11 protein-coding genes and 1 pseudogene are annotated in these 7,812 nt (G+C 54.0%); 3 read left to right on the top strand and 9 right to left on the bottom strand.

Going from position 1 to position 7,812, the window contains the following annotated elements:
• Positions 1-508 (top strand): annotated as a pseudogene (locus K5905_RS22105) (hypothetical protein); the annotation flags it as partial.
• 330 nt (positions 509-838) lie between these two features.
• On the opposite strand, the gene K5905_RS22100 reads toward K5905_RS22105, so the two are convergent.
• From K5905_RS22100 to K5905_RS22065, 8 genes are all read right to left on the bottom strand, one after another.
• Positions 839-1,222 carry a cupin domain-containing protein gene (locus tag K5905_RS22100; RefSeq protein WP_297587825.1) on the bottom strand — a complete coding sequence of 128 codons (384 nt, stop codon included), beginning with the start codon at positions 1,220-1,222 and terminating at the stop codon, positions 839-841.
• A gap of 16 nt (positions 1,223-1,238) precedes the next feature.
• Positions 1,239-2,411: an isovaleryl-CoA dehydrogenase gene (locus tag K5905_RS22095; RefSeq protein WP_297587824.1), complete on the bottom strand. Its 1,173-nt coding sequence runs from the start codon at positions 2,409-2,411 to the stop codon at positions 1,239-1,241.
• Positions 2,412-2,437: 26 nt separating this feature from the next.
• Positions 2,438-2,884: a GNAT family N-acetyltransferase gene (locus tag K5905_RS22090; RefSeq protein WP_297587823.1), complete on the bottom strand. Its 447-nt coding sequence runs from the start codon at positions 2,882-2,884 to the stop codon at positions 2,438-2,440.
• A 3-nt stretch (positions 2,885-2,887) separates the two neighbouring features.
• On the bottom strand, positions 2,888-3,331 hold the full coding sequence (locus K5905_RS22085; RefSeq protein ID WP_297587822.1) for a PaaI family thioesterase: 444 nt from the start codon (positions 3,329-3,331) through the stop codon (positions 2,888-2,890).
• On the bottom strand, positions 3,331-3,732 hold the full coding sequence (locus K5905_RS22080) for a MerR family DNA-binding transcriptional regulator (protein ID WP_297587820.1): 402 nt from the start codon (positions 3,730-3,732) through the stop codon (positions 3,331-3,333). Before K5905_RS22080 ends, K5905_RS22085 begins: the two co-directional genes overlap by 1 nt.
• A 90-nt stretch (positions 3,733-3,822) precedes the next feature.
• Entirely contained in the window at positions 3,823-4,530 is a 708-nt protein-coding gene (locus tag K5905_RS22075) for a GH25 family lysozyme (protein ID WP_297587818.1), read from the bottom strand.
• Positions 4,531-4,583: 53 nt separating this feature from the next.
• Entirely contained in the window at positions 4,584-5,009 is a 426-nt protein-coding gene (locus K5905_RS22070; RefSeq protein ID WP_297587817.1) for a VOC family protein, read from the bottom strand.
• 86 nt (positions 5,010-5,095) lie between these two features.
• The gene (locus K5905_RS22065; RefSeq protein ID WP_297587816.1) at positions 5,096-5,536 is read right to left on the bottom strand and encodes a cupin domain-containing protein; all 441 of its coding nucleotides are present in this window, start codon (positions 5,534-5,536) and stop codon (positions 5,096-5,098) included.
• Positions 5,537-5,771: 235 nt separating this feature from the next.
• Here K5905_RS22065 and K5905_RS22060 point away from each other — a divergent pair, with 235 nt between their 5' ends.
• Positions 5,772-6,485: a DUF1287 domain-containing protein gene (locus tag K5905_RS22060; RefSeq protein WP_297587814.1), complete on the top strand. Its 714-nt coding sequence runs from the start codon at positions 5,772-5,774 to the stop codon at positions 6,483-6,485.
• Between the two features lie 109 nt (positions 6,486-6,594).
• Here the strand turns inward: K5905_RS22060 and K5905_RS22055 are convergent, their stop codons facing one another.
• Positions 6,595-7,020 (bottom strand): organic hydroperoxide resistance protein, encoded by a 426-nt coding sequence (locus K5905_RS22055; protein WP_297587812.1) that lies wholly within the window; start codon positions 7,018-7,020, stop codon positions 6,595-6,597.
• A gap of 150 nt (positions 7,021-7,170) precedes the next feature.
• Between K5905_RS22055 and K5905_RS22050 the strand changes: the two genes are divergently transcribed.
• Positions 7,171-7,812, top strand: a 642-nt coding sequence (locus tag K5905_RS22050) for a MarR family winged helix-turn-helix transcriptional regulator (protein ID WP_297587811.1), incomplete at its 3' end; no start/stop codon positions are given.

Raw genomic sequence — 7,812 nt, 5'->3', positions numbered from 1 at the left:
TGGTTCTGCTTCAACCGGGGGCACAGATACGTTCTCCGTCTGGTCATTACTCCCCATCACTGGCGCAGCATTCTATGCTCTGGCACACATCATCACGCGAACACGCTGCCAGCACGTACCGCTAACCGCGCTTTCCCTTTCCCTGAACACAACAATGCTGCTCGCAGGCCTCCTGGTCAGCGGCATGTTGCTGATCTTCAAGCCCTCCGAAGCACTGATTCAGGCCTACCCCTATATCTTCAGCCACTGGTCATCTGTAACCATGACTGACTGGTTCGTTCTCGTCCTGCTCGCAGGGTTTGCGGTCTCTATTGGCATGATGCTGGCTGGCGCCTATCAGATGGCTCCACCAGCCGTCATTTCAACATTCGAATACAGCTACCTGGTCTTTGTAACGGTGTGGGACATCGTTTTTTTTGGCCTTACACCGACATTGATGTCGTTGACAGGCATGATCTTGATTGCCACCGCGGGATTGCTGGTATTGCCAGGCAAGAACGAAAACTGAAAACACACCGTGCCGCCAATGCATTGGATCGAGGCTTGGCCCTGATGTCCGTTGAGGGGCACAACGTTGCCGATAGACTGTATTCTGGCCCCCGAAAAGCCGAGTGTTTTCTTCCGCTGGCTGCATTGGCTTGCGCCTGCGGCGCACAACATCTTGGTACGCGAGCCGGCTGATCAGCACAAGAATCTGCTCTGGTCAAATGATCCAGCATTCGAAGGCCGTGCTCTGGACTTGTTATTTCGCTGATGGGGTATCCAGAATCAGAAGTCGCCAGGGATCAAGAAACAAAGATCCTTGGCCATTGTCTCGGCTTTCGCCCACTCGGTCTCGCTAAATGCTCGGTTTCCATTTTCCATCAACATATTCCGCTTCCTCGTCCCCAGGCCAGGGCGGCATCGAAATGCAGATGAACTTCAACGGAAATTCGCCATCGCTGCGGTATTGAAAGGCCGTTCCGACAGGAATGTCTATCGAAACTCCAGGTTCCAGATCAACCGTGGTTTCGGCTGAACCATCGGAACGCCAGATCCGCCCCTTTCCCTCCAGCACATGCCAGAACTCACTGACGGTTTTGTGCCGTGTCGCCCGGTTGATCTGGCCGGGCGGCAGCGTGGAATGGATCATGTTGCCGGTCGGCCCGTCCATGATGAAGCGGATATCGGCCCCGGCCGGAGATTTGGCATCCGGGGTTTCAGGGAGTTCAGTTGTCTTCATCGCGTTTCACCGAGGTTTACGACGTCTTGTTGAAGATCTCCCGGCCGATCAGCATACGGCGTATTTCCGAAGTACCTGCTCCGATTTCGTAAAGCTTGGCATCCCGGAGCAGTCGGCCAGTCGGATACTCATTGATATAACCATTTCCACCCAGCAGCTGGATAGCATCAAGGGCGATCTTTGTTGCGTTTTCCGCAGCATACAGAATTGCGCCGGCTGCATCTTCGCGCGTGGTCTCACCCCTGTCGCAGGCCTTGGCGACCGCGTAGACGTATGACTTGGTGGCGTTCATGGCGACATACATGTCCGCGACCTTGCCTTGAACGAGCTGAAAAGTCCCGATCGGCTGACCGAACTGTTCCCGTTCATGAACATAAGGGATCACCACATCCATTGCCGACTGCATGATGCCAATGCATCCTGCAGCCAGAACCGCACGCTCATAGTCCAGTCCGGACATCAAAACGTTGACGCCTTTGCCGACTTCTCCCAGAACGTTTTCTTCCGGTACTTCGCAATTCTGGAACACCAGCTCCCCGGTCTCGGAACCGCGCATTCCAAGCTTGTCGAGCTTTTGCGCAACCGAAAACCCAGGAAAGTCCTTCTCGACAAGAAATGCCGTGATGCCTTTTGGTCCGGCATCGGGATCCGTCTTGGCATAGATGATCATAGTATCGGCTGAGGGACCATTGGTGATCCACATTTTCGAACCGTTCAGAATGTAACGGTCACCCTTTTTCTCGGCGCGCAGTTTCATCGAGACCACGTCCGATCCCGCTCCCGGCTCCGACATCGCCAGAGCGCCAAGATGCTCTCCGGTGACCAGTTTTTCCAGATACCGCTTTTTCTGGCTCTCATTTCCCCAGCGGCGCAACTGATTGACACAAAGATTGGAATGGGCGCCGTAACTCAGACCTATGGAAGCAGAGGCACGGCTGACTTCCTCCATGGCGATGCAGTGTTCCAGATAGCCGAGACCGGATCCACCCCACTCCTCCTCGACGGTAATACCATGCAAACCGAGTTCACCCATTTCGGGCCAGATCTCGCGGGGAAACCAGTCTTCCCGGTCGATCTTTTCCGCCAAGGGCGCTATGCGGTCCTGACTGTAGGACCGAACGGTGTCGCGCAGCATGTCGGCGGTTTCGCCAAGATCGAAATTGAAACCCGGAAAATCGTTACGGATCATAGTTGTTTCCTCCAAGGCTCCTGTTTTCAGGAGCTCACGTAGCGAATGTAATCACTCAGGACACCAATACGGTCATACAGCAGCCGTGCCCTTTCATTGTCCTGATTGGTGTGCCAGTAGACAGCGCCGCTGGCTCCAGGCTCAGCCTCGGCAGCGGCATAAACGGCCTCGATCAGCTTGCGACCTACACCGCCCCCACGGATATCCGGACTGACATAAAGATCTTCCAGATAGCAGGTCTGTTTGAGCGACCAGGTGCTGTCATGAAAAAGGTAATGAACGAAGCCGACCAGCCTGTCGCCCTTGACCGCGACAAAGGCATCATGAAATCCCGTCGCCAAAAGCCGCTTGAACAATTCATCCGTCTGTTCCGGTGGGAGTTCCTGCTGGTAAAATTCCAGATAGCTTTTCCAGAGTTGCTCCCAGGCAGCTTTGTCCGTTACCCGCAGCTCGCGAATAGAAACTTCACCCATAACTCAGTCCTTCATTCCGGCGACACTCACGAGCGTGAACAAGCCGGTTGCAACATGCACCTGGTCACCGTCGTCAAGTCCGTAGACGTCGGCCTTTGAAATCGTGAGCGTTCGGCCGGATTTCACCACACGGCCGCGTGCCAGCAGAGTTTTTTGCCTGGCAGGATTGAGCAGGTTGATCTTGTATTCACTGGTCAAGACCCCGAACCCTGCGGCAAACAGGGTCAAGGCCGCATAGCCGGCTGCACTGTCCGCAATCGAGGACGTTGCGCCAGCGTGAAAAAATCCGTGTTGCTGCGTCAGCTCGTCCCGCAATCTCAATTCGAGATCGACACCACCGGGTGACAAGTGCGTCATCTCCGCACCAAGAAAATCCATGAATTTTTGGGCAGCAAAACTTGATCTGACACGGGTTTCCCAGTCGGGATCCCTCGGGGAAAGCTCCATCAGACCTCCTCCGAATTCATCTTCTTGCCAAGTACCGTGATTCTCTCTCTGGCACCGGCCTCAACCTCATCCAGTTCCAGCAACGTCAGCTCAATATCGCGCTGTTTCTCCAGCAGCTCTTCACGGCGCGCCGCGATCCTGTCTAGCAACAAATGCAACTGCCCACTCTCGCCCGGTGCGCTGCCATACATCTCGATCATTTCCTTGATCTCGTTCAAGGAAAAACCAAGTCTCTTGCCGCGAAGGATGAGTTTGATGCGGGTTCGATCACCGGGCGTGTACAGGCGCTGCCGGCCGCGCCGGTGCGGCGACACAAGCCCCTGTGCCTCATAAAAGCGCAAGGTGCGGGTGGTGATGTCGAATTCCTTGGTCAACTGGGTGATAGTAAAATAGCGCTGCATGCCCGTTCCTTTTGAGGGCACAGTTTCCGCTTTTTACGTTAAAGTCAATAGACTGATTTTATCTATTATTTTACAATATCTTATAAAATTTCACCTCAAGCTATCCAGTGTCATTCCAGACGCCAGGACATTCAGATCCACATTGCCTTCGATGCCTTTGACAGAGCCGCTGTCCTGATATTGCCAGAGCGACCAATTGGTCACATAAGCGGGCGAATGCCAGATCGAACGCGCCCAGAATCTACGATTCAGCCCCTGCCCTTTCAAATAACTGAGATAGAATTCTTCGGGCGCATAAAGGATCACCTGCTTGCCCCGTTCGCGTTCCACGAGTGCCGCGAAATCACTGACTTCCTGAAGCAGTTCCTCGACAGCAGGTCTGCGGTCGCAATTGCCCAAGAATTCGAGGTCGAGCGCGGGTGCAAGCATTCCCGGGTCCTCCGGAAGCACGCTGAGGAAGTTTCTGGCCTGGTCGAGCCCCGGGCTGCACAGGCTGAAATAGTGGTAAGCACCGCGCTGCACCCCCTCAGAGCCTGCTCCGGCCCAGTTTCTTGCAAACGCGCTATCTCTGAAGTCCTTGCCTTCGCTCGCTTTCATATAGGCAAAGGAAACATCGTCTCCGGCAACCTGTGCCCAGTCAATTTCGCCAAGATGATGCGACACGTCGATCCCGCGGATTGGAAAATCGTCCCGGTCCGGTTCCCAGTTCATGAAGAAAAAGGCCGCTCCAACAATTGATATGACGCCACCGACGACAATGTAGAACAATGTCCGCAATGTTGCTTGCAAGAATTTCATTCTGCCACCCGAAACAGAGAAACAGAGCTACCTTGTCGCAAAGTTCTTAAAAATCACGATAGAAAATTCGGCCATAGAGGCGCAGCCGCAAGTTCAAGAATGTTTCCGTCGGGATCCTTGAAGTAAAGACTTGTACCTCCGGCAGGCCAGACGACCTCGCTTGTAATCAAAACGCCCTGCTCAGCCAGATAGTCTCTCCAGGGTTGCAGCTGGCTGTCGGAAATGCGGAATGCGAAGTGACCGTGCCCGGACGTATCATGCCCAGGAACTGTGCCGCCGGGCGTCACTACATCTTCCCCGGTATGCCCCCGATGAAATACCAGCAACGTCTGCGCAGGACCGCAGTCGTAGGCGTAAAGCCGTTCGCCCGCGACCATTCGCTTCAATCCCAATACTCCGGAATAAAATGCATGCGCCGCCTCCATATCATCAACATAGACTGTCGTTTCCAAAATTCCGTCGATGACTGGTCGCTGCATTTCGTCACAATTCCACTCTGGCTCCTGCGGGAAACAAGTCAGCCCGGACCCAAATACAGGCTGAGATCCACATCTTCAGGTGCGGATCAGATTGCCAGTTTGACCCCATTCTGCTCAAGGACTTCTGCAGTTCGTGCCAGATCGTTGCTGCCTGCGGCAATTTCACGATCAAGCGCGCTAAACATCTCGATGGCCTGCGTGCCTTCACCGGTTATTTCCAGAACGTCAGCGCCCCCCTTGCAAAAGGTGAAACTGTGAACGGTACCTGCCGGAAAATGCACCAGGGTTCCCGTCACCGCGCGCTTTGTCTTGCCTTCGAAAGTAAATTCAACCTCACCTCTGATCACAAAAAAGGATTCATCCCATTGATGACTATGTGGCGGCGGACCATTGCCTTCATGCCCTTGGACCAGGGTGATCGCATAGCTGCCCGTGGTTTCCCGTCGGGCCAGGACATTGATCTTGTCTCCCATGACATTCAGGGCGTCAGCGTACTCGGCAGGTGAAATGGAAAATGGTTTTGTCATTTCCAGACCTCCAGGTGAGATGATGGTTGGTATTCACCTCTGGTAAAACTAGTCTATCTGCTCCAAAAAGCACTGCAACCCGTCTGCATCAGCGGTTCCGGTCACGAATACGCTTGCAAGAGGACGTTTGAGGTTCGGCGCACCCCGTTATTGACAATCATTTCAGAGCTCTGACCGCCCTATTACTGACGCAGAACGTCCCTAGGCATATCCTCAGAAGCGGAAGGGGAAGCCGATGAAGCGTCGAAATTTTCTGATTGGTTCGGGAATGCTCGCAGGAGCAGGTTTGCTGCTGGCAGCCAGACTTCCAGAGAACCCGTTGAAAACACTCGCGCAGGCGAGCACCTCTTTGTCTGAAGGCCGGGGTTCGGCCACACAGTCTGCAGGCATGTCCCCCTACGCATTGAAACCAAGCCCTTGGGCTGAAAAACTCATTTCAGCCGCAGAAAGTCAAATCGGCGTAACCGTGATCTACGACCCAGCTTATGTCGGCCTCGGTTTCCCGGGAGGCGATATTCCTAGAGAGCGCGGTGTCTGTACGGATGTCGTCATTCGCGCCTATCGCGATGCCTTTGACCTGGACCTGCAAAAAGAAGTCAACGCAGACATGAAGGCGCACTTCAGTTCCTACCCCAAAATCTGGGGTCACAAACGCCCGGACAGAAACATAGATCATCGACGTGTACCGAACCTTCAGACCTTTTTCCGTCGACAAGGAGCGGACCTGCCGGTCAGCGACCAACCGGACGATTACCTGCCGGGAGACATCGTTTCCCAGATGTTGCCCGGAAGTCTTCCGCATATGGCCATTGTCACACACCGACGTTCGACTGACGGTAAACGGCTCTTACTGGTTCACAACATCGGCGCCGGAACCCGGCTCGAAGACCGGCTTTTCGACTTCGAAATCACCGGGCGATACCGTTACCGGCCAGGCACCAGCAGTTAAGGCTTCCAGCCTGCGGATGACCTGTGCGTCAAAGCATCGCCAACTTGCCGAAATCTAGCCTGTCAACCGAACCTCCGGTCCGCCCCTTTCGGCACGGACCGGAACCGGATCAGACAAGTCTCAGCTTGACGTCAATGTTGTTGCGGGTGGCATTGGAATACGGACAAACCTGATGCGCCTTGGCAACGAGGTCGTCAGCGACGGCCTTGCCCAGACCGGGAAGTGAGATTTCAAGTGCCACTTCGAGGCCAAAACCGCCTTCCGAACGCGGACCGATGCCAACCGTTGACGTGATGGACGTATCAGCTGGTATGGCAATTTTATCCTGCCCACCGACGAATTTCAGTGCGCCGATGAAACAGGCTGCGTAACCGGCAGCAAACAGTTCTTCGGGATTGTTGCCTTCACCACCGCCGCCACCAAGCTCTTTCGGCGTCGCCAGTTTCACCTGGAAGGATCCACTCAGGGTTTCTGCGGTTCCATCGCGGCCACCCGTTGCTTTTGCACGCGTTTCATAAAGCACATCAACAGCCATTGTTAGCTCCACTTTCTTCGGTTTATGGTTCATATCAATTTAAAATCGTCTTCGATTTAATCGTGTACGATATAATTTACTCACATATACCTTCACCTTGAATGGGTCAACATATTGCGACCATATCGCGCACGATTTATAAGTTGCCGGATGAACGAGACGAAAAATCAGATGTCTCTGTTGGACGCGATCGGTTTGTCCGCGCCCGAAGAGACCCAAAAACCCAAAAAGAACACTTCAACGGATGCGGAAACAAAGACCGCAAAACCGAAGAAAAAGAAGCCTGCGAAATCCAAGGAGAAAGCGCATCTCGCGGCAGACGCCGAGAATATTGAGGCAGAAGCAGAGGTAACGGATCCGCCAGAAGCTGTTGTCAAACAGGAAGTTGACGGCCTCATCGCGGCCACCTCTGTCTCGAGTGAAAAGCCGCAGGTTTCAACAGCCGACGTCGCCGACGCGCCGTCGCTCGACAAGTATATTTGCTTTGCGCTTTATTCAGCGAACCACGCAATGCATGGCGTTTACAAAACCCTGCTAAAGGAAGTCGGCCTGACCTACCCGCAATTCCTTGCGATGACGGTTCTTTGGGAAACAAACAATGTTCCTGTTGGAGCAATCACCTCGAAACTGCAGCTCGACACCAATACGCTGACGCCTCTCCTGAAACGACTTGAATCCATGGGACTGTTGACCCGGACACGCAACATCAAGGATGAGCGCCAGGTGATTTTGAAACTGACCCGCAAAGGGCGCGCATTGCAGAAAAAAACCGAGCATTTCAGCCACTGCATC

The sequence above is a fragment of the Roseibium sp. genome (genome assembly GCF_025698965.1).
Lineage (GTDB): Bacteria > Pseudomonadota > Alphaproteobacteria > Rhizobiales > Stappiaceae > Roseibium.
The sequence above is the reverse complement of the archived record's forward strand: the minus strand, read 5'-3'. Positions and strand labels throughout refer to the sequence as shown.

Coding starts and splice junctions, on each gene's coding strand:
- K5905_RS22100 (WP_297587825.1), bottom strand. CDS start 1,222: ATGAAGACAACTGAACTCCCTGAAACCCCGGATGCCAAATCTCCGGCC.
- K5905_RS22095 (WP_297587824.1), bottom strand. CDS start 2,411: ATGATCCGTAACGATTTTCCGGGTTTCAATTTCGATCTTGGCGAAACC.
- K5905_RS22090 (WP_297587823.1), bottom strand. CDS start 2,884: ATGGGTGAAGTTTCTATTCGCGAGCTGCGGGTAACGGACAAAGCTGCC.
- K5905_RS22085 (WP_297587822.1), bottom strand. CDS start 3,331: ATGGAGCTTTCCCCGAGGGATCCCGACTGGGAAACCCGTGTCAGATCA.
- K5905_RS22080 (WP_297587820.1), bottom strand. CDS start 3,732: ATGCAGCGCTATTTTACTATCACCCAGTTGACCAAGGAATTCGACATC.
- K5905_RS22075 (WP_297587818.1), bottom strand. CDS start 4,530: ATGAAATTCTTGCAAGCAACATTGCGGACATTGTTCTACATTGTCGTC.
- K5905_RS22070 (WP_297587817.1), bottom strand. CDS start 5,009: ATGCAGCGACCAGTCATCGACGGAATTTTGGAAACGACAGTCTATGTT.
- K5905_RS22065 (WP_297587816.1), bottom strand. CDS start 5,536: ATGACAAAACCATTTTCCATTTCACCTGCCGAGTACGCTGACGCCCTG.
- K5905_RS22060 (WP_297587814.1), top strand. CDS start 5,772: ATGAAGCGTCGAAATTTTCTGATTGGTTCGGGAATGCTCGCAGGAGCA.
- K5905_RS22055 (WP_297587812.1), bottom strand. CDS start 7,020: ATGGCTGTTGATGTGCTTTATGAAACGCGTGCAAAAGCAACGGGTGGC.